Origin of the sequence: Marinobacter halophilus, from assembly GCF_003007685.1 — a bacterium.
In the GTDB taxonomy this organism is placed as follows: Bacteria; Pseudomonadota; Gammaproteobacteria; order Pseudomonadales; family Oleiphilaceae; genus Marinobacter; species Marinobacter halophilus.
Genome location: NZ_PXNN01000011.1, coordinates 110,808 through 131,650 on the forward strand (window position 1 = coordinate 110,808; position 20,843 = coordinate 131,650).

General features: G+C 58.1%; 15 protein-coding genes. 4 read left to right on the plus strand and 11 right to left on the minus strand.

The genetic code is table 11. The annotated features are described in order from the left end of the window. Nucleotides 1-25: 25 nt before the first annotated feature. From narI to C7H08_RS06920, 5 genes are all read right to left on the minus strand, one after another. Nucleotides 26-703 (minus strand): respiratory nitrate reductase subunit gamma, encoded by a 678-nt coding sequence (narI, locus tag C7H08_RS06900; protein WP_106671015.1) that lies wholly within the window; start codon nucleotides 701-703, stop codon nucleotides 26-28. A gap of 19 nt (nucleotides 704-722) precedes the next feature. Next, nucleotides 723-1,463, minus strand: a complete 741-nt coding sequence (gene narJ / locus C7H08_RS06905) for a nitrate reductase molybdenum cofactor assembly chaperone (RefSeq protein WP_106671016.1) — start codon at nucleotides 1,461-1,463, stop codon at nucleotides 723-725. A gap of 10 nt (nucleotides 1,464-1,473) precedes the next feature. Next, nucleotides 1,474-3,045 carry a nitrate reductase subunit beta gene (gene narH / locus C7H08_RS06910; RefSeq protein WP_106671017.1) on the minus strand — a complete coding sequence of 524 codons (1,572 nt, stop codon included), beginning with the start codon at nucleotides 3,043-3,045 and terminating at the stop codon, nucleotides 1,474-1,476. After that, nucleotides 3,042-6,785, minus strand: a complete 3,744-nt coding sequence (locus C7H08_RS06915; RefSeq protein ID WP_106671018.1) for a nitrate reductase subunit alpha — start codon at nucleotides 6,783-6,785, stop codon at nucleotides 3,042-3,044. The genes narH and C7H08_RS06915 overlap by 4 nt, the downstream gene beginning before the upstream one ends. Nucleotides 6,786-6,911: 126 nt before the next feature. Then, entirely contained in the window at nucleotides 6,912-8,195 is a 1,284-nt protein-coding gene (locus C7H08_RS06920) for an MFS transporter (protein ID WP_106671019.1), read from the minus strand. A 185-nt stretch (nucleotides 8,196-8,380) separates the two neighbouring features. On the opposite strand from C7H08_RS06920, the gene C7H08_RS06925 reads away from it, so the two are divergent. The 3 genes from C7H08_RS06925 to ubiT all read left to right on the plus strand — a co-directional run bounded on the left by C7H08_RS06925 (nucleotide 8,381) and on the right by ubiT (nucleotide 11,487). Continuing rightward, nucleotides 8,381-10,237: a histidine kinase gene (locus C7H08_RS06925; protein ID WP_106671020.1), complete on the plus strand. Its 1,857-nt coding sequence runs from the start codon at nucleotides 8,381-8,383 to the stop codon at nucleotides 10,235-10,237. A 30-nt stretch (nucleotides 10,238-10,267) separates the two neighbouring features. After that, nucleotides 10,268-10,927 (plus strand): two-component system response regulator NarL, encoded by a 660-nt coding sequence (gene narL / locus C7H08_RS06930; RefSeq protein WP_106671021.1) that lies wholly within the window; start codon nucleotides 10,268-10,270, stop codon nucleotides 10,925-10,927. A gap of 68 nt (nucleotides 10,928-10,995) precedes the next feature. Further along, on the plus strand, nucleotides 10,996-11,487 hold the full coding sequence (ubiT, locus tag C7H08_RS06935; RefSeq protein ID WP_227663134.1) for a ubiquinone anaerobic biosynthesis accessory factor UbiT: 492 nt from the start codon (nucleotides 10,996-10,998) through the stop codon (nucleotides 11,485-11,487). 31 nt (nucleotides 11,488-11,518) lie between these two features. Here the strand turns inward: ubiT and selD are convergent, their stop codons facing one another. The 6 genes from selD to C7H08_RS06965 all read right to left on the minus strand — a co-directional run bounded on the left by selD (nucleotide 11,519) and on the right by C7H08_RS06965 (nucleotide 18,440). Then, entirely contained in the window at nucleotides 11,519-12,556 is a 1,038-nt protein-coding gene (gene selD / locus C7H08_RS06940; protein WP_106671022.1) for a selenide, water dikinase SelD, read from the minus strand. Nucleotides 12,557-12,596: 40 nt separating this feature from the next. Next, on the minus strand, nucleotides 12,597-14,588 hold the full coding sequence (locus tag C7H08_RS06945; RefSeq protein ID WP_106671023.1) for a putative bifunctional diguanylate cyclase/phosphodiesterase: 1,992 nt from the start codon (nucleotides 14,586-14,588) through the stop codon (nucleotides 12,597-12,599). Between the two features lie 71 nt (nucleotides 14,589-14,659). Next, nucleotides 14,660-15,865, minus strand: a complete 1,206-nt coding sequence (locus C7H08_RS06950; RefSeq protein ID WP_133169825.1) for an NnrS family protein — start codon at nucleotides 15,863-15,865, stop codon at nucleotides 14,660-14,662. Nucleotides 15,866-15,894: 29 nt separating this feature from the next. Continuing rightward, nucleotides 15,895-16,902 (minus strand): ABC transporter substrate-binding protein, encoded by a 1,008-nt coding sequence (locus C7H08_RS06955; RefSeq protein ID WP_106671025.1) that lies wholly within the window; start codon nucleotides 16,900-16,902, stop codon nucleotides 15,895-15,897. Further along, nucleotides 16,899-17,639, minus strand: coding sequence for an ABC transporter ATP-binding protein (locus C7H08_RS06960; RefSeq protein WP_106671026.1), 741 nt, complete (start codon nucleotides 17,637-17,639; stop codon nucleotides 16,899-16,901). Before C7H08_RS06960 ends, C7H08_RS06955 begins: the two co-directional genes overlap by 4 nt. Nucleotides 17,640-17,654: 15 nt before the next feature. Next, a complete protein-coding gene (locus C7H08_RS06965; protein ID WP_106671533.1) occupies nucleotides 17,655-18,440 on the minus strand; it encodes an ABC transporter permease in 786 nt (261 codons plus the stop codon). Nucleotides 18,441-18,582: 142 nt separating this feature from the next. On the opposite strand from C7H08_RS06965, the gene C7H08_RS06970 reads away from it, so the two are divergent. Continuing rightward, a complete protein-coding gene (locus tag C7H08_RS06970) occupies nucleotides 18,583-20,655 on the plus strand; it encodes a TonB-dependent receptor plug domain-containing protein (RefSeq protein WP_106671027.1) in 2,073 nt (690 codons plus the stop codon). The last annotated feature ends 188 nt before the right edge of the window (nucleotides 20,656-20,843 follow it).

Genomic DNA, 20,843 nt, shown 5'->3' on the forward strand with positions numbered 1-20,843 from the left:
GGGTCTCCCTGGCTGTAAGCTCACATCACGCCCGCTTGCGGACCACCTGATACTTTCGGCCGAAGTACTCGACCGGCACGCTGAGCATGTGCACCAGTCGGGTGAACGGGAAGAGTACGAAGATGGTCAGGCCAAGGAAAATATGGGCCTTGAAGATCCAGTGGGCATCCGCAACATAGGCCGCCACGCCACCCTGCAAGGTCAGTACACCTTGCGCCCAGGCAGAGAACTTGAGCATCTGGGAGCCGTCCAGGTGGCCGGTGGTCGGGATGATGGTCAGCAGGCCGAGGGTAACCTGTACCACCAGGATGCAGATCACCAGGTTGTCCGCAAGGGTGCTGCTGGCGCGGATCCGTGGGTCGGTCAGGCGGCGCCAGGCGAGCATGGCGCCGCCGATCAGGCACATGACGCCGGCGAGGCCGCCGACCACCACAGCCATAATCTGCTTCTGCCCGGGAGTCATCAGCCACTCATAGGCCCATTTCGGGGCCAGCAGGCCGACCAGATGGCCGAAGAAAATCACCAGGATGCCGACGTGGAACAACACGCTGGCCAGTACCATGTTTTTCTTTCTCAGCATCTGGCTGGACTGTGCCCGCCAGGTGAACTGACCGTGGTCATAACGGGCCCAGGTGCCGATGAACAGGACGGCCAGGGCGATGTAGGGGTAGACCCCGAAAAGCAATGTGTTGAGATAAGACATCGTTGTTTCCTCCTGCGCGTTACGCGCGCCCTGTCTGACGGTGGGTTACGTCCGTCATCAGCTGATCACTCAGGTGGATAGTCTGGGTCTGTTCCAGCTCGCGACGGCGCTGACCTACCACGCCGCCGGTGTTGCAGGAACTGCCCTGATCATCCACAAATTTCACCATTTCTTCTTCCCAGACCTTGTCGAGAGCTTCCGGGGTGTCGTCGCGCTCTTCCGAGGCAACAATACGGGCCAGTTCCTGGCGGTCCGCCTTACGACCAGACAACACCAGCAGCGCATCCATGATCACGTGGTAGATGCTTTCGCGCTGGTACAGGCGCTCGCCCAGCAGGCCGAGGATGTGATGGATATCCTCAAGCCAGTTCTGGATTTCGTCCCAGGGCCGGGTCGACAGGTATTCCAGGAACAGCGGCAGGTAGTCCGGCAGTTCTTTAGCGTCGATTTCCAGGCCGTTGGCTCGGTATTGCTCCATCAGATCAACCATGGCCTGGCCACGGTCGCGGGATTCGCCATGAACGTGCTCGAACAGCAGCAAAGACGTTGCCCGGCCCTTGTCGAAAGTGCTCACGTAGGCTTCCTGCAAATCCAGCAGGTCGGTATCGCAAACCCGGTCGATGCCGGTGAGCAGCTGCTCTTTGTTCTGTCGGGGCAGCCGGCTGTCTTCGAGGACGGCGGCGACCAGTGCATCCTTGGCGGCCTGCAGGTCTTCGGTCGGGTACTCAAGTACCCGGGCCATTACTTTAAGAAGTTGCATGGTGTTCTCCTCAGTCCTGCAGCTGTTTGGGGTCGACGTGCTTCACGGTGGTCAGTTTGCTGACCATGCTGGTGGTTTGCTTCTTGCCACCAAACAGGCTGAACTCACTGTCGCCGCCGCTGCAGCCGTCGCCGAAGCTGAAGCCGCAGCCGCCGCGCTCACCGTGGGCGTCCGGGAAGGCTTCCTTGGCCAGCTCGCGGTGGCTGGTCGGGATTACGAAGCGATCCTCGTAGTTGGCAATGGCCAGATAGCGGTACATTTCGTCCGCCTGGGCTTTGGTCAGGCCAGCTTCCTCAAGGGCACGCAGGTCTTCCTTGCCTTCCACGGTTTCCGCCCGCTTGTACAAGCGCATGGCCATGATCCGCTTGAGCGCCCGCACGACCGGCTTTTCGTCACCGGCGGTGAGCAGGTTCGCCAGGTATTTGACCGGGATCCGCAGGCTTTCGATCTTCGGCAATATGCCATCAAACTCGACCTTGCCGGCTTCCGCTGCGGACTGGATCGGGCTCAGTGGCGGCACGTACCAGACCATGGGCAGGGTGCGGTATTCCGGGTGCAGCGGCAGGGCCAGTTTCCAGTCCACCGCCATCTTGTACACCGGGCTTTGTTGAGCGGCTTCGATGACGTTCATCGGGATGCCGTCTTTCTTCGCCTGTTCGATCACTTTTGGATCGTTCGGGTCCAGGAAGATTTCCAGCTGCTTTTCATACAGCTCGTGCTCGCCCGGGGTGCTGGCCACTTCTTCGATGCGATCAGCGTCGTACAGCAGCACACCCAGGTAGCGGATGCGGCCGACACAGGTCTCGGAGCACACCGTGGGCAGGCCGGCTTCAATGCGTGGATAGCAGAAAATGCACTTCTCGGACTTGCCGGTTTTCCAGTTGAAGTAAATCTTCTTGTACGGGCAACCAGACACACACATGCGCCAGCCGCGGCACTTGTCCTGGTCAATCAGCACAATGCCGTCTTCTTCCCGCTTGTAGATAGCGCCACTGGGACAGCTGGCGACACAGGTCGGGTTCAGGCAGTGCTCGCACAGGCGCGGCAGGTACATCATAAAGGTGCTTTCGAACTGGCCGTATATGTCCGCCTGGATCTGGTCGAAGTTCTTGTCCTTGCGGCGCTTGGCGAACTCGGTACCCAGGATTTCTTCCCAGTTGGGGCCCCATACAATTTTTTGCATGCGCTCGCCGGAGATCAGCGAGCGGGGCCGGGCGACCGGCTGATGCTTCACATCACCGGCGGTGTGCAGATGCTGGTAGTCGAAATCAAACGGCTCATAGTAGTCGTCGATTTCCGGCAGGTCCGGGTTGGCAAATATATTCGCCAGTACCCGGAAACGACCGCCAATTTTCGGGCGAATCTTGCCGGAGCTGTCGCGCATCCAGCCGCCTTTCCATTTGTCCTGGTTTTCCCACTCTTTCGGGTAGCCAATACCAGGCTTGGTCTCGACGTTGTTAAACCAGGCGTATTCCATGCCTTCGCGACTGGTCCAGACGTTTTTGCAGGTAACGGAACAGGTGTGGCAACCAATGCACTTGTCCAGGTTCAGTACCATGCCAACTTGGGAACGGATTTTCATTTTACAGCCTCCTGAACAGTGTCATTGCCTTCGCCGTCGAGCCAGTCCACATTTTTCATCTTGCGGACCACCACGAACTCATCCCGGTTCGAGCCTACGGTGCCGTAGTAGTTGAAGCCGTAGGAATACTGGGCATAGCCACCGATCATATGGGTCGGTTTCGGGCAGATCCGGGTAACGGAATTGTGGATGCCGCCGCGAGTACCGGTAATTTCAGAACCGGGCACGTTCACGTTGCGTTCCTGGGCGTGGTACATCATCACCATGCCGGGCATCACCCGCTGGCTGACGACAGCACGCGCCGCAATAGAGCCGTTACTGTTGAACACCTCGATCCAGTCGTTGTCTTCCACTCCGATTTCTTTGGCATCGTCTTCACTCAGCCAAATGATCGGGCCACCGCGAGACAACGTCAGCATCATCAGGTTGTCACTGTAGGTGCTGTGAATGCCCCACTTCTGATGCGGCGTCAGGAAGTTCAGTGCCTTCTCCGGGTTGCCGTTGGGCTTCTTGCCCAGCATCGGCGCCACCGCCTTGGTGTTGATGGGCGGGCGATACACCAGCAGGCTCTCGCCGAAGGCCCGCATCCACACGTGATCCTGGTAGAACTGCTGACGACCGGTCAGGGTGCGCCAGGGAATCAGCTCGTGCACGTTGGTGTAGCCGGCGTTGTAGGACACGTGCTCGTCTTCCAGACCAGACCAGGTCGGGCTGGAGATGATCTTGCGCGGCTGCGCCACAATGTCCCGGAAGCGGATTTTTTCCTCTTCCTTGTTCTTCGCCAGATGGGTGTGGTCCAGGCCAGTCTTTTCTGACAGGGCCGCCCAGGCCTTTACCGCCACTTGTCCGTTGGTTTCCGGCGCCAGAGTCAGAATCACTTCTGCCGCATCGATGGCACTTTCAATCTTCGGCCGGCCAGCGTTAGCGCCGTCGAGATGGGTGTAGTTCAGCTCCTTCAGGAAGCTGACTTCTTTCTTGGTGTCCCAGTTGATGCCTTTGCCACCGTTACCCAGTTTCTCCAGCAGTGGGCCAAGGGAGGTGAAGCGGGCGTAGGTGTTCGGGTAGTCGCGTTCAACGGTGATGAAGCTGGGCGCGGTCTTGCCCGGGATCAGGTCGCATTCGCCCTTTTTCCAATCTTTCACATCAAACGGCTGGCCCAGCTCGGCCGGCGCATCGTGCAGCAGTGGCAGGGTGACCACATCTTTCTCAACACCCAGGTGACCTTCGGAAGCTTTGGAGAAAGACTTGGCAATGCCTTTGTAAATATCCCAGTCACTGCGCGCTTCCCAGGCCGGATCGGTGGCGGCGGTCAGCGGGTGGATGAACGGGTGCATGTCTGAGGTATTCAGGTCGTTCTTCTCGTACCAGGTGGCCGTCGGCAGCACGATGTCGGAATACAGACAGGTGGTGGACATACGGAAGTCCAGAGTGACCAACAGGTCGAGCTTGCCTTCCGGCGCCTCATCGTGCCATTTCACTTCCTGTGGCTTGACGCCGCCCTCGTGGCCAAGGTCCTTACCCTGCAGGCCGTTCTTGGTGCCCAGCAGGTACTTGAGCATGTACTCATGGCCTTTACCGGAGGAACCCAGCAGGTTGGAGCGCCAAATGAACAGGTTGCGCGGGCAGTTTTCCGGCGCTTCCGGGTCTTCACTGGCAAACGCCAGGGAGCCTTCTTTCAAAGACTTGGCAACGTAGTCAGACACGTCCAGACCAGCTTTCTCGGCTTCTGCGGCGATGCCCAGCGGGTTGCGGTTCAACTGCGGCGCCGACGGCAACCAGCCCATGCGCTCAGCACGCACGTTGTAGTCGATCAGGCTGCCACCGAATTTGGACTTGTCCGCCAGCGGCGACAAGATCTCGTCCACACCCAGTTTCTCGTAGCGCCACTGGCCGGAGTGAGCGTAGAAGAAGGAGGTCGAGTTCATGTGACGTGGCGGGCGTTGCCAGTCCAGACCAAAGGCCAGCGGCTGCCAGCCGGTCTGTGGACGCAGTTTTTCCTGGCCGACATAGTGAGCCCAGCCGCCACCGCTCTGGCCGACACAACCACACAGGATCAGCATGTTAATCAGGCCACGGTAGTTCATGTCCATGTGGTACCAGTGGTTCATACCGGCACCGACGATGATCATGGAACGGCCCTTGGTCTTGTTGGCGTTGTCCGCGAACTCGCGGGCAATGCGGATCACTTTCTCGGCGGGTACGCCGGTGATCTTTTCCTGCCAGGCCGGAGTGTAGGGCTTCACTTCGTCATAGGACGTGGCGCCATCGTCATCGCCCAGGCCTCGGCTGATGCCGTAGTTGGCGATCATCAGGTCGTAAACGGTGACCACGCGACCCTCGGAGCCATCCGCCAGTTGCACCTTGCGGGTGCCCAGCTTGTGCTTGAGGATGTCGCTGATTTCAACGTGCTTGAAATGCTCGTGCTCAATGCCGCCAAAGTACGGGAAGGCCACGTCGACCACGTCGTCGTGCTTCTGCACCATAGACAGTTGCAGTTCAACGTCTTTGCCGTCGGCGGTCTGCTTCAGGTTCCACTTGCCTTTCTGGCCCCAGCGGTAGCCGATAGACCCGTTCGGTGCAGTCAGTTCGCCGGTGTTTTCATCAATGGCGATGGTTTTCCATTCCGGGTTGTTCTCTTCACCCAGTCCGTCCACCAGGTCGCTGGCCCGCAGGAAGCGGCCCGGCACATAGCTGCCGTCGTCCTTGGGCTCCAGCATCACCAGATACGGCATGTCGGTGTAGCGACGCACGTAATCGGTAAAGTACGCGCTGGGGTTGTCGACGTGGAATTCTTTCAGAATCACGTGACCCATGGCCATGCCCAGAGCGGCATCGGTGCCCTGCTTCGGGTTCAGCCACTCGTCAGACAGCTTGGAGACTTCGGCGTAGTCCGGGGTGATGGCAACGGTTTTGGTGCCCTTGTAGCGCACTTCAGTGAAGAAGTGGGCATCCGGAGTCCGGGTCTGGGGCACGTTGGAGCCCCAGGCGATGATATAACCGGAGTTGTACCAGTCGGCAGATTCCGGAACGTCGGTCTGTTCACCCCAGGTTTGCGGGGAAGCCGGCGGCAAGTCGCAGTACCAGTCGTAGAAGCTCATGCACACGCCACCGATCAAAGACAGGTAGCGGCTGCCGGCGGCGTAGGACACCATCGACATGGCCGGAATCGGCGAGAAACCGATGATCCGGTCCGGACCAAACTTCTTGGCAGTGTATACGTTGGAGGCCGCGATCATCTCGTTGACTTCGTCCCAGTTGGAACGCACGAAACCACCCATGCCGCGGCGAGGCTTGTACTCGGCGGTCTTCTTGGGATCTTCAACGATCGAGCCCCAGGCATCCACCGGGTCATTGAACTGAATACGGGCGGCGCGCCAGAGCTTCATCAGGCTCTTGCGCATCAGCGGGTACTTCAAGCGATTAGCACTGTACATGTACCAGGAATAGCTGGCGCCCCGGGGGCAACCACGGGGTTCATGGTTGGGCAGATCCGGGCGGGTACGCGGGTAGTCGGTTTGCTGGGTTTCCCAGGTCACCAGACCATTCTTGACGTAGATTTTCCAGCTGCAGGAGCCGGTGCAGTTCACGCCGTGGGTGGAGCGCACGATTTTGTCATGCTGCCAGCGCTGGCGGTAGCTGTCTTCCCAGTCGCGGTTGACGTCATGGGTTTCGCCGTGGCCATTGGCGAACGGCTCACGCTTCTTTTTAAAGTAACTCAGCTTGTCGATTAAATGACTCATGGTCTCTCTCTCCATCAACCCGTTTGCCGGATCGCTGTTCCGATGTAGCTCCGATTTGAGACCATTGTGTGGGAGAAAAACCCTGAAATCTGCAGGGTTACTACCAGATAACCCGGCTGTACCACCCTATGGGTACTGCGCTCGTATCCCCGGATAGAGAAGTCTTTTTCGCTCCTGCCGGCGGGCGTCACGTGCAAACATAATGAGGCTGGCGCTGAGTAGCACAAACAGAATCATGAACACCGCCGTCCGTACCCCGAGCCACTGGTTTACGGCCCCAAACAGCACCGGCAAAACGAACGCGATAGAACAGGCAATCACCAGCAACAGCCCCGCAAACAAAGCGGCTTCGCCACGATTGGCCAGTATGACCATGCGCTGCAGACTGCCCATGGCGCAGCCCATGGCGACCCCCAGAACCACAATAAAGCTGCGTTCAACGGCAAGCGGCAGTGCAAACTCAATGATGATCGTGGTTTCAACGCCACGAATGAACAGTGTCATCGGGGGGTAGGAGAGCATGGCAAGTGCGAGCAGGCACAGCGCCAACGATCGACTGGCCACCCAGGAGCTGCCAAAGCGGTCGGAAAGCGCCCCACCCGAAATTTGGGCCAGCGCACCAGGGATCACAAACCACTGGGCCATTCTGGCCCCGGCATCAAGTTGCAGTTGGAACTGGGCTGACAGGAAGTCCGGGAGCCATAATGCCAACGCAAAAAAGCTGCCCGCCACGACGCCGAAATAGACACTCAGATGAAAAGACCGGCCCCTGCGAAGTAAGGTGACAACCCTTGCGAGTGAAATGTCCGTCGCCCTATCGTCACTTAGCACATCCGGATCCGTTAGCATCAGCAGCAACGCAATCACCAACAAAATCACGATCAGGTACGCCAAGGGAACGCCCTGCCAGGCGAAGGCATTGTGGAACAGCGGCACCAGATAATAGGTGAAGCCAGCACCCGTGACTCCAGCCCCAAATACCCCCAACACCAAGCCCAGCCGCTTGACGTCACAGTGACTGACCACAAACTGCAAGCCCGCACTGTAAAAGCCCCCGGCCAGACCAAGCCCGCCGGCAACAATCAGATAGCCATAAAAACTGCTTACTCCCAACAGCAATGCCATGCACACCGCCAACCCCGAAAGGCACCAGAGCATGATCGAGCGGGCACCATATCGTTGGGCAGCAAGCCCGGCGGGTATCGCCAGTAACGCACTGACCGCCATCGGCATGGCCAGCAATACCCCAAACTGGAGATCAGACAGCGCCAACTCGGTTCGCAGATGCACACCGGCAACGGCAAACAGGGTCCAGCAGCCAGCGGCGATGACAAAACCGGTCACCGCCAGCGGTATCACCACCGCCAGCGAATCCAGTGTGTCGTCGTCCTGTTGTGCCTGCTGCTCCATGCCGTTGCTCCGCAAAACCAACTTTCAGTTTCATCTTTTGCCCATAAAAGGGTCAAAGGCTATGATGGCGTATTAACCATTGGGGTAATTGACTATCCTCAAGGAGGTAGTATCACGCAGGCCATGGCGCCATAATTCAGCGATCCAGGCCGCGCCTCCAGCAAACACCGGGCAGAACGTATTTCATGAGATCCAGAAGTCCTCTCGTTAACCGGCTTGCCGTTGTCATCGGTGCAATCGTGTTGACCGCGATTGTCAGCATGTCGACCACCTTGGCGGTGTCCAACAGCATCGAAGGAAATGCCACTGCCATCAATCTGGCGGGTGCCTTGCGCATGGGAGCATTCCAACTGATCGCTCGCTCCGCCACCGATGATTTCCAGGATGGGCCGGCGGCGATTCGTGAACGCATCAACGAATATCAGAATCGCCTTCAGGACCGAGCCATACTCCGGTCCGTGCCCGATACAGCCGATCACCCTTTAGCGCTTCAATACAAACTGGTGTTGACCACTTGGGAAAGCGAGCTTCGAACTGCCCTGGAGCAACACGAAGTCGGCAGCCCCATCACCACCGCCATGGTGGTGGCGGTTGAGGATTACATCGCGGAAGTAGACTCTTTGGTAAGCATGCTGGAGCAGCGCACCGAAGCGCGCATCGACCTGCTACACTTGATTCAGGTCATCAGCATGGTGTTCTCGATCCTGATCGTTATTGCGTTGTTCTTTGATCTGAAAAATCGCGTGCTCCGCCCACTGCGCAAGCTGGTCAGTATCGCCAATTCGGTCAGTGACCAGGACTTCTCTCACAAAGCCAACCTGAAAGGTTCGGACGAGTTGTCGCAACTGGGCCTGGCGTTTGACCAGATGACCAGTGAGCTGGCCCTGACCTACTATGAGCTTGAGAGCAAGGCACGCGAGAAAACCGAGGAGCTGGAGATCAGCCACCAGGCGCTGCAAGTGATGCACTCCGCCAGCCGCAGTCTGTTTGCCAATCACGACCTGTGCAGCGGCGCCATCCCCATGCTGCAGGAGCTGGAGCAGTTGCTTGGCATTGGTCCCATCCGGCTGTTTCTGCATGACAAGGAATCCGCCGAGCCGGTGGAAGCGATTACCACCGCAACCGATAAACGCCCTTTCTACTGCCGCGACCACCACTGCAATGCCTGCCTGGTAACTCCCGAGGTTTTTGATGAGATGCCGCTGGAGAATAACGACGGCCGCCGTTTATTATTGCCTATTCGCACACCAGGGCAGCTACTGGGTACTCTGGAGGTCTGGTATCCCGCAGACAAAGGCTTGTCGGCCACCGCGCGCCGCTTGCTGGAAACCCTGACCGACCAGCTCGCCACCGCTATTTTCCTTGAGCGGCAGATTACCGAAGAGCAGCAGCTGACCCTGGCAGAGGAGCGCACCGTGATTGCCCGGGAATTACACGATTCGCTGGCGCAATCGCTGTCGTATCTCAAGATGCAGGTAACCCGCTTGCGCCGCCTGAACATCACCGGTGATCAAAAGCCCACCCATGATAATATTCTGGAAGAGCTGAGCACCGGCCTTAACAGCGCCTACCGTCAGTTACGGGAACTGCTGGCCACTTTCCGCTTGAAGCTGGACACACCTGACCTGGCCACCGCGCTGCGCAAAACCATTGATGAGTTCTCCGAAAGGCTGGGCAGGCCGGTCGAGTTCGAGTACAACCTGCCGCCACAAACCCTGTCGCCCAATGAAGAAATTCACACCCTGCAGATTGTTCGTGAAGGACTAGCCAATGCGGTCAAACATGCCGATGCCACGGACATTTCCGTCAAGGTGCTGTTCGAGTCGCCCCAGGTTCGGGCCAGCATCCGCGATAATGGCAAAGGCCTGCCTGGCGGCGGCCAGCCTCTGAATCACTACGGTCTGGTGATCATGCAGGACCGCGCCCGCACTCTGGGCGGCAAGGTTCAGGTCCAGAACCGAGACGAAGGCGGCGTAGAAGTCGAATTAACATTTGTGCCCAAAAGCCGTAATCTGATTCCGTCTGAATCTGCAACGGCCTGAACCGCAATCCGATATCAAATGAGAGAAACCATGGCTGAAACACCCGCAAGCATACTGCTGATAGACGATCACCCCTTGCTGCGACAGGGCATCAAGCAGTTGATTGGTATGGAAGACGACATGGCCGTGATCGGCGAGGCGAGCAACGCCGCCGATGGCATCAAGCTGGCGCTTGAAACCGAGCCAGACCTGATCCTTATGGACTTGAACATGCCGGAAATGGACGGCATCGAGGCCCTGAAGAAGTTGCGTGAGCACAATGTCAGCTCTCGCATCATCATGTTCACGGTATCCGATCAGGAAGACGATGTGGTCGCCGCGCTGCGCGCCGGTGCCGATGGCTACCTGCTGAAAGACATGGAACCGGAAGACATGATCGCCCAGCTGCACCAGGCCGCCGTTGGCAAGCTGGTGATCAGTGACCGGCTGACCACCCTGCTGGCTCAGGCCCTGCGATCCAATAAACCACAGCAGGCCGCGCGCCCGGATTTCGACAGCCTGACACCACGGGAAAAAGACATCCTGAAACTGATTGCCGAAGGCCTGTCCAACAAGATGATCGGCCGCAAGCTGGACATCAGCGACGGCACGGTAAAAGTTCACGTCAAACACCTGCTGAAAAAACTGAACCTGCGCTCCCGGGTAGAGGTTGCCGTGTGGGCAGTAGAAGAAGGCCTGCACCGGAGCTGAGTAATATCAAATCACCCCCGCTGAATTTGTTTTACTCTGGGCCGGTTGCTAACCGCCCGGAGTAAACAGTGAACCTTCCATTCCCTCCCATTGCCTCGTTGCACAGCCCGCTGTTGGAACAATCTCTGGAGGTGGCCAGGCAATACATGCCCTCCCCAGCACCCATACTGGCGGCCATAGATCGCCAGGTGCCTATGCCGCTCAAGCAATTAGTCGCCGAAGCGCCGCTGAACCGACTGTTTGCCAAAGCGATCGCAGAGGGCGAATTCGACGATTTCGAAGGCCGCCGAGTCCGTCTGGAAATCAACGGTGGCCAGCCGGGCGCAACCATCGGCTTCTGGGCCGGGCGGCTAAGGGTCGTTGATGGCCCCGGCGAAGCCACCATCCGGGGCTCATTGATCGCGTTCAAAACCCTGGCCGAGCGCCGGCAAGACCCGGACCAGCTGTTCTTCCAGCGCCGCTTGATTATTGAAGGCGACACCGAACTTGGGTTGGGGCTGAAAAATCTGCTGGATAGCCTGGAGTGGGACCTGTCACCCCGGCGCGTGCTGTTTCCCTAACCGACAGTGCCGGCCGAAATTGGCTGGATACTCAGTCAATAACCTGAATCCAGGCCTCACCTGAACGACGTTCCTGCAACTGGCCGAACGGATGGAGTGCCAGCCCGTGTTCCCTGGCCTTGCTCTCAAAACCGACCCGACCCTGCTCGGCCACACAGACCAGCAGGCCACCACTGGTCTGAGGATCGCAAAGCAGTGCCTTGTCCTGTTCGGTCAGGCCCTCAAAGTTGCCAGCCAACGATGCGGCATTCCGATGGGTGCCACCGGGAATACAGTCCGAATCAATATACTGAGCGAGGTTCGATAGCTGCGGCACTGAGTGGCGGTTAATGATGGCGCCAACTCCACTGCCGTGGCAAACCTCCAGCAAATGGCCAGCGAGACCAAAGCCGGTAACATCCGTCATGGCATGCACGCCGTCCACGGAAGCAAAGACCTCACCCACTTTATTGAGGGTGCACATGGTTTCGACAGCGACCGCCAGATCAGTCTCGTCAATTTGTCGTTTTTTCAGCGCGCTGGTCAGTATTCCTACACCAAGCGGCTTGGTAAGGTACAGCAAGTCGCCGGGCCTGGCGCTGTCGTTACGGACGATACGGTCTACCGGCACCTGACCGGTAACGGCCAGCCCGAAAATCGGTTCCGGTGAGTCAATGCTGTGACCCCCTGCCAGTGCTATTCCGGCATCGGCACAGACCGCTCGGCCACCTTCAATCACCCGGGCGGCGATCTCCGGTGCCAGCTGGTTTACCGGCCAGCCGAGTATCGCGATGGCCATCAATGGCTTGCCACCCATGGCATAGACATCACTGATGGCGTTTGCAGCTGCAATCCGGCCAAAGTCATAGGCGTCATCCACTACCGGCATGAAGAAATCCGTGGTGCTGATAATCCCCACGCCATTGCCGACATCGATGACGGCCGCATCATCCCGGCTGGCGTTGCCGACCAGAAGCCGCGGATCGTGATAGTCAGGAATCGTCGTGTGAAGAATACGGTCTAGGACGTCCGGCGCAATTTTACAGCCGCACCCGGCTCCGTGACTGAACTCGGTAAGTCGCGTTAACAAAGCGGGATCCTCTCGTAACTGCGTTTATAAAAGGCGGCGTTCAGGCCTCGGTCCATTGAGGAAACGGTTTCCAGTGGGCCAGCCAATCGGCCAGTTTTTCTTCGGTCAGTGGTGGTGATATCGCATAGCCTTGGGCTAATTCACAGCCCAGGTTGAGCAGTATTTCGCCCTGCTCGACGGTTTCGACGCCCTCGGCAATCAACTCTCTATCAAAAGCCCCTGACAAGCCGATGATTCCCTTCAGGATCGATAGATTCTCATTGGTATCGCCCGCACCGCTTACAAACTCACGATCTATCTTGAGGGTATCCACCGGCAACCGCTTAAGGTAAGACAGTGACGAATACCCGGTGCCAAAATCATCCAGAGAAAACGTCACCCCGAGCCGTTTGCAATCCACAAGGATGCTCACAACTCTCTCAAGCTCCCCCAGGGTTGCTGTTTCCAGTATTTCAAGATCGAGGCGTTCAGGCTTCTGGTCAGGAAACTCTGCCAGCACCCCGCCTAGTCGCTCAACAAATCCCGGCGCCAGCAATTGAATGGCCGGGACATTCACACTTATGTTCAGATGAATTCCCCGACGATCCCAAGCTTTCATTTGTGTCAGCGCCTCGAGCAATACCCACTCGCCCAACTCAATCATCACAGGGTGGCATTCAATCGCTGGCAGAAAATCAGCGGGCGGCAAAAACCCTTTATCCGGATGCTGCCAGCGAATCAGGGCCTCAACCCCTCTTAGCTTGCCGCTCCTCAGGTTTACCTTGGGCTGGTAAAAAAGCCTGAATTGCCTGTTTTCGAGACCTTTCCGGATATCTGACAACAGTAATTGGAGTGATCTGTAGGCTCTTTTTTCCTCCGCACACAGGAAAAGCCAACTTCCCTTGTGCTCCTGCTTGGCCTGAAAGAGCGTATGGTCCGCTTGGCGTAAAAGTGTATCTGCGTCTTCAATCGTGGCGCCTATGTCCTTACTCGGGAAAAGTACGATACCCGCGGAAAATGAGACGAATGCCGAGCCCCCACCCAGATCGAAAGGCTGCCTGCCCGTCAGTTGAAGAGCCTGAAGTCTGGAATCCACCTGGTTGGCATCCGGCAGAAGAAGCGCAAATTCGTCTCCCCCAAGCCGGGCGAGGGCAGCATCGAGAGGTAGGGCATCCAACCAGCGGCGAGCCAGTAATCCGAGCATGCGGTCGGCCGCCGCCTCTCCGAAAGCCGCGTTGACCTCATGAAAGTTGTCCAGGTCGATAGAAATCAACGCGGCCGAATCACTCTCCAGATCGTCGCGATCGAGCATCTCCCGAATGAATCGGGTAATGCCATTTCGATTCCACAAACCGGTGAGAGGGTCTGCGTAAGCCAGAAATTCCACCTGTTTTTGATGATCGTTTGCCTGGTCCTCCAGAGCCTGGCTGAAGCGCTCACTCTGCAGGCGCAGCAATTGCTCCTCCGCTTTGTGTCTGGCCATTTTTTCCCGCATAAGCTGAATAGCACTGGCGGAAAGCTTCCCGTAAATCTCCAACAATGCGGTTACCAATACGGATACGGACCCACTGAGTTCAGAGTCCACCTGGTCTCTGGCCTCTTTTACAGGTTTGCCTGCCTTCGAGGCTCTTATGGTCAGGGCCATACGCCGGTCTGATTCAAGAATGTGGAAGGCCAGCCAGCGAGTCAGATAATCAAACAGTTCCGCCAGGACGTCTTCCTGCGGCTCTTTACTATGGCGAAGCATCTGGACCCGAGCGAAAAACATCTGGTGCGAATCGTGGTGGCTTTGGACCATTTCCGATTTGCCCAGCGCTTCCTCCCAGACACGCTCTTCATATTTGAAATGATAGGAGGCATAAGCGAGAAGCTCATCAAACAGATGTGAACTATCCAGATCCGAGTTGCTGGAAGCAAAATGCCACGCCAGACGATTCAGAATTTTGACAAGAACTTGGTGCTGCTTGTCAATGTCTTCCAGTCCGGTTTCAAAGTTACGGTTCCACGGGAAAATTTCGAAGACATCCGACTCTTTCGCCCGGTGTTTGGTCACGTTGCTCGGACTCCAGTGTGAAAAGACAACTATTACCAGTGCAGCCCTAATTGTCCTATGAGATCCGTCAATTAACCCGGCAAACCATCAGCACGCGCAGTCATTAGAAAACGCACATAGCCAAGCAAATACAAAAGGTATGTTGCCGCCCAGAAAAGGAACGGCAGGCCCACACCTGCCAGCAGATAGTTTTGCGGCCACAGAAGTGGCACCAGAGTGCGCAAGGCCGCAGTCGCGAATAATGAAATCAAAGCTGCCCAGATTACTCGGGGCAGAATTAGCGAACGACCGGTATGGCGCAGGCCAGCAATACAGAATACCGCTAGAATAGCCGTACCCATAGCACCGGCAGACAGCGTGTGGCGGCCGGTGTAGCTGGGTAAGCTGTCTGTGAGCGCAGCAATGCCCACCATCGCCAGACCAACCACCATCCAGGTGTATGCCAGTGTCAGCAACAACAGATACAGTCGCCCCATGGCCTTGCCCCACGGCCATTCGCTGAGGCGGTCGGCCTGCGCGGCGGCGGCTGCCAAGGCAATCCAGCCGGTTACTCCATGCCCCGGGGCCAGGAAATCGGCGATCACAAATAACACCAGTACCGCTACCGCCAGGTGTTCACGGGCCGGAGTCAGCCTGGCCGGGCCACTGAGCCCGACCTCTTTTCGGGCAGCCATCGCCACCACGCGCACAATTCGCGAAGCAGTGAGCGCAATGAGGATCAACAGCACATTCACGGCGGTATTCAGTAAATCAATCTGCGAAACACCCGTCAGAGCATCCGGCCAAAGCCATACCAGATAAAACAGCGCCTGCACCAGAATATAGCCAGTCAGGGTAAAGCCAATGCTCAAGTGGCGACGACCGGAAGCCGACAATAACGCCGGCACAGCCCAGACGATCAGGATCACGGGGAACGCCAGGTTTACCAGGGCTATCACACTAGTGGGTACAAAGGCCGACAACCAGAACAGAACACGGCCAGCCAGCCACAGCAATACCAGAGCTGCGAGCTTCCTGCCCGCCAGATGAGGCACATCAGCCCACGAAGGAAGTGCGGTAAGCACAAAGCCCACCAAAGCGGCGCTGGCAAATCCGAACAGCATTTCGTGGCCGTGCCAGGCCACCGGTGGCAGCGCCATGGGCAGGGTAAACTGCTGCAACAGTGCACCAACCCAAGGGATCAGGGCAACCGGGGCGTAAAGCGCAGACAACAGAAAGAATGGCCGAAAGCCGTAGGCCAGCCAGGGGTGGTCAAACATTGAGCCGGAATTATTCACAACAATGGTTTCTCGCAATCAGGAACCGGTCAGGAGGCGGATGCCGGCAAGTAAAAGCCGGCATCCGGAAGCTTGCCGCCAATAAAGCCCGACGACAGCTCGGCCAGAGCCGAGAAAAACGTCTCCAGAGCAGGCCGGGCCTCGGTTGCCGGCACCATTTTCAGGGTTGTGCGGGCAATCGCTCCTTCATATACCCCCTGGCTCAACGGAGATTTGTCGGCACCCAACCGGGCCGCAACCTGGGGCTCGTCCCCAACCCAGGCAACCGCCCTGGCGATGGCGGCCTGCATGGCGGCCACCTGTTCAGGCTGCTGTTCCAGCAACTCCCGGCGGCACAGAACGCCAGCCTGGGGTAGCACTGGTTGCTCACCCGTCAGCCTTGCCCACTCCTGCTGCAGGTCCAGTTCGTTCGGTTGCTGGCCGAACTGGACACTCTGCAACCGCGTGGCTGTCCGCATGGGCTCGGGCAACACTGCGGCATCCAGACGCCGGGCGACATACATCTGTACCGTTTCAAAGGGGCTGGAGTGGTAGCTTATTTTCAGGTCCCGGCCCGGTTCAAGGCCGGCCTTTTCGAGAAGATACCGGAACACCAGGTCTGGCATGTCACCCCGCCAGGGCACCCCAACATGGCGGCCAGCCAAGTCTTCAATGCGCGCGAGCCTGCCTTGCGACGGTAGGCCAAGCATGCCCAGGGTTCCCCACACATTCACGTTCATCAGGACCACCGGCACGCCCCGGTTGTAGAGGTTGGCCGCTACATTGGTGGGGGTAGCAGTGAGCATTACCTCGGCTCTCGCAAGCCAGGCCCGAAGCTGGTCAGGGTCTTTCCAGTCCCGCAGGTCTCGTTCGGGAATCAGCGCTCTTATCTCCGGATCATCCAGCGCCCGGGCCAGGATCACCAGTGGTAAGCCAAAGGGGGTGGCCGCCGCCAGCCTGTCTGCCTGCTGTGCAAAAACCGACCTCAATGGCAACGTGGCAAGCAAGGCAGAACCTGCCGCCAGTTTTAACAGCTCACGGCGATTCAGATGACTCATGCTACCTCCGGTTCGGGATGGAACAGAAAACTCTCGCTGACCACGGGCTGGCGCAGCAAATGGCCGGCCTCTTCATACAGCCAGGCCGGAGACCGCTCGGTGAACGGGGTGTCTACCCAATGTTCGAATACCACATGGCCCGGCGAACCGGAAATCACCACTACCCGGTGGGCCAGTCGCAGGGCTTCGGTCAGATCGTGGGTTACCATCAGGGTTGCAATCCCCTGATCCACAACCAGCTGCTCTACCAGGTCCTGCGCTTCACTGCGCAGCCCTACATCCAGGGCACTGAAGGGTTCATCCAGCAACAGGAAATCTGCTCCGACCGCCAGCGCCCGAGCCAGCGCCACCCGTTGCTGCATGCCTCCGGATAGTTCATGGGGAAAATGCTCGTAGCGGTCTGCCAAGCCTACCCGGTCTGCCAACTCCCGGGCCCGGGCCAGCCGCTCACCCCGGCCAACGCCACGAGCCTTGAGGCCCAGTGCAATGTTGTCGAGCATTCGCTGCCAGGGCAGCAGGCGAGGCTCCTGGAAGACCGCCGCAGTAGTGGCAAAACTGTTGACAACCTGCCCGGACGTTGCCTCTACAGCTCCGGAAGCCAGACGCAGCAGACTGGTTTTTCCGCAACCAGAGGGGCCCACCAGGCATACTGACTCGCCCGCGGAAACGGTGAGATTAATGTCTGAAAGAATCTGGTTCGGGCCCAGGTCCAGTGAAACTCTCTCTAATGCCAGCATAATGAATGGCTCCTGTTAACCCGGCATGGCAGGGCCGCGAACCTGCCGCCAGGGTTCTATCTTCTTCTGCAGCGGCCGCAGGAAACCGTGCTCGGCCACCAGCAACAAGGCCACGACCACCACAATCCAGGCCATGGCGCCGGCGGTATCCAGATTCACTCTTGCCAGGGCCATTCCGGCACCCACACCCTCCTCTGAGGCAAACAGCTCGGCCATTACCGTGACCTTCCAGGCCACACCCAGAGCAGTGATCAACGCCGGGAAGACATAGGAGACAATGTGTGGCAGGTAGAAATCCCGCAACCTCATGCTGAGGGGAACCCGGAATACATCGCCCATTTCCTGGAGCCGGTGGTCGAGGGTTCGGGCACCCATTTGGGCTCCGGCGAAGGTGACCGGCAATGTGGTGGCGGCCACCGTATAAATGGCCGCCAGCGAGCCACTGCCAAACCAGAGGATTGCCAGAACAATCCAGGCGATGGGGGGAATGCCCAGCAACACCGTGGAAACCGGTTCCAGGGCACGGCCGAGGGTATGGGACAGCCCTGCCAGCAGGCCCAGCACCAACCCCAGCAGGGCCGCCAGTGCAAACCCTGCCATGGCTCGCCAGGTGGTCGCCCAGACTGCTACCCACAGCTCCCCCTGCTGCCAGAAGTTCATAATGGCGGCCAGCGCGTCCCGTGGGCCCGGCAGCAGAAAGCTGCCGTAGGCCAGACTGCCCCACTCCCATAAAGCTACAAACAACAAAATGCCAGTCAGACTGCCACCCCAGCTCAGGCTGGTACTAATAAAACGCCCCATGGCTTCCCGCTCGATTGATTTGATCCGAACCTTACCGCGAAAGAACAAAAGAACCATTGATTGAAGTCAAATGATAACCGTTCGCATTACTGCTATATTCACGATCAATCCTCATTAACTTTTGAATCGACCGGAGAACATCGTGCAAATAACCCGCAACCGCCTCGCAGTCGCCATTTTCAGCTTATCTACCACCACCGGCATGAGCACGGCCATTCAAGCTCAGGAGGCCTCGCTTCAGGAACTGGTGATCACTGCGAAAGGCTATGAATCGGACACTCTTGAAACGGCCAGCACTACGGAGCAACTGGAGACGGGAGAGGCCGCCGCCTCGAAAACGGCCGGTGACCTGTTCCGCGGGAAACCGGGACTTGCGGTCCAGGGTGACGGCGGCGCCTGGGGTGCTAACCCGGTTATCCGGGGACTGAAAAAAGAAAGCGTGGTACTTCTGGTGGACGGTGTACGCCTGAACTCAGCCCAACCCCAGGGCGCTCTTGCCTCTCTCGCCTCCATGAGCCTGCTGGATACCGTGGAAGTGGTGAAAGGACCGGCGTCGGTTCTGCATGGTAGCGGAGCAATGGGGGGGGCCATCAATCTGCTGACACCTGAAGCTACCTTCTCGGACCAGGCCAAGGCCGGCAGTCGCTTCTCGGGAAGTACCGGCACCGTTGACGGCAGCCTGGCGAGTGGTGCCCTGGTGGAACTGTCCAGCCGCAATCACGGCCTGGTACTCGGTGCTGCAGCCAAGGATGTTGATGACTATGAGACTCCCGATGGCAAAGTGGAAAACAGCGGTTTCCGCTCCAACTCTTTTCTCGCCAAATACGCCTTTCGAGTGACCAACAATCAGAAACTCACCCTCAACCTTCAGAACCATGAAGACCGGGATGTCTGGTATCCGGGGTCTGCAAAACCCGGCCCCGGTGGTAATGGCACCATCACCATCCACTCGCCAGAGCAGAAGCGCACCCTGATCGAACTGGGTTACGATGCCGGGATCGGGAATGGCACCCTGGAAACCAGCATCTACCGACAGGAAGTGAACCGTGAAATCCGCGCCTGGTGGGATATCAAAGACCGCAATCAGGTGTGGAACGATGTAACCTTCCGTACCGATGGTGTTAAAGCACAGTACCGCCTGCCCCTGGGTGACAACCATCTGGTTACCGTGGGTGCCGAGGGCTGGGAGATGACCGGCGACCCGCAACGCTTCACCTACAACCCGCCCATGTCGGACAATGCTGTCGCTAACTCCCCTTTCCGGGACGGCGAAATTGAAAGCCATGGTGTGTTCCTGCAGGACGACATTATGGCTGGCAACTGGAACATCCAGCTTGGCGCCCGCTATGACCGGGTGACTGGTGACGCCCGAGTGGTGGGCAATGGCCCTGCAGCAAAAACGTCAGGGCTTGAAAATAAAGCGGAAAATATCTCATGGTCCGCAGGTGCCATCTACAACCTGAGTAACATGGTGAATCCCTATATTAACCTCGGAACCGGCTACCGGGCACCGGACATGCGTGAGCGATTTGAAGATGCGGCGAGGGGTGATGGCTTCTTCCACCGGGGCAACCCGCAACTGGACCCAGAGAGATCCAGCAGCGCTGAAATTGGCCTGAAGGGTCGCGGTCGTTTGGGGCAGTATCAGGTAGCGGCTTTCTACACCCGCATCGATGACTTTATTACCGGGCGAATTACCGGTCAGAACCACCCCACGAATAACCTGCCCATCAAACAGACTGAAAACCTGGATGAGGTGGTGATCTACGGAGCCGAAGCCGGCTTCGTGATGCCGCTGGAAGTGCTGAACGCCAGCGCGCCCGCCATCGACCTGGACGGCAGCCTGACCTGGCTGAGGGGTGAGAACAAACAGGATGATGAACCCCTGTACCAGATGCCGGCACAAGAGCTAACCCTTGGCCTCGGTCAGCAGAACCGCCCGGGTTTCAACTGGCACGGGCAGGTACGTGCCGTTGCGGAGCAGGACCGTACCGCAGACAGCTTTTCGAACGGCACCGAAAACACCACGCCGGGTTACGCCACCGTGGATCTGGAGCTGGGATGGAACTTTGGTGCCACTGGCAGCCTGAGCAATCTGGAACTGTCTGTTGAGGGTAATAACCTGCTGGACAAGCGCTACCGTGAACACCTGACCGATGGCGACATCCTGTCACCGGGCCGGGGCATGGTGGCGAAGGTAACCGGCCGGTTCTGACCTGAACTCAAGACCACAACAAAGGACCCTCTGTAATGAAGGTTTAATGTTGACACTCAGCATCCCAAGAGCTGGAAAAACGTCGATGATGATTATCAAAGATGCTTTTCGTAACGACTGTTAGCATAGAAAGATCATCATTCCAGCACAGACGCCAGCCGTTCAAAAGCCATTGGATTTCGTCTCGT

What these genes read in the sequence shown, in the direction of transcription:
- narL (WP_106671021.1), top strand. Translation starts at nt 10,268, where the DNA reads ATGGCTGAAACACCCGCAAGCATACTGCTGATAGACGATCACCCCTTG.
- C7H08_RS06925 (WP_106671020.1), top strand. Translation starts at nt 8,381, where the DNA reads ATGAGATCCAGAAGTCCTCTCGTTAACCGGCTTGCCGTTGTCATCGGT.
- C7H08_RS06915 (WP_106671018.1), bottom strand. Translation starts at nt 6,785, where the DNA reads ATGAGTCATTTAATCGACAAGCTGAGTTACTTTAAAAAGAAGCGTGAG.
- C7H08_RS06920 (WP_106671019.1), bottom strand. Translation starts at nt 8,195, where the DNA reads ATGGAGCAGCAGGCACAACAGGACGACGACACACTGGATTCGCTGGCG.
- narI (WP_106671015.1), bottom strand. Translation starts at nt 703, where the DNA reads ATGTCTTATCTCAACACATTGCTTTTCGGGGTCTACCCCTACATCGCC.
- narH (WP_106671017.1), bottom strand. Translation starts at nt 3,045, where the DNA reads ATGAAAATCCGTTCCCAAGTTGGCATGGTACTGAACCTGGACAAGTGC.
- C7H08_RS06965 (WP_106671533.1), bottom strand. Translation starts at nt 18,440, where the DNA reads ATGGGGCGTTTTATTAGTACCAGCCTGAGCTGGGGTGGCAGTCTGACT.
- C7H08_RS06955 (WP_106671025.1), bottom strand. Translation starts at nt 16,902, where the DNA reads ATGAGTCATCTGAATCGCCGTGAGCTGTTAAAACTGGCGGCAGGTTCT.
- C7H08_RS06960 (WP_106671026.1), bottom strand. Translation starts at nt 17,639, where the DNA reads ATGCTGGCATTAGAGAGAGTTTCACTGGACCTGGGCCCGAACCAGATT.
- narJ (WP_106671016.1), bottom strand. Translation starts at nt 1,463, where the DNA reads ATGCAACTTCTTAAAGTAATGGCCCGGGTACTTGAGTACCCGACCGAA.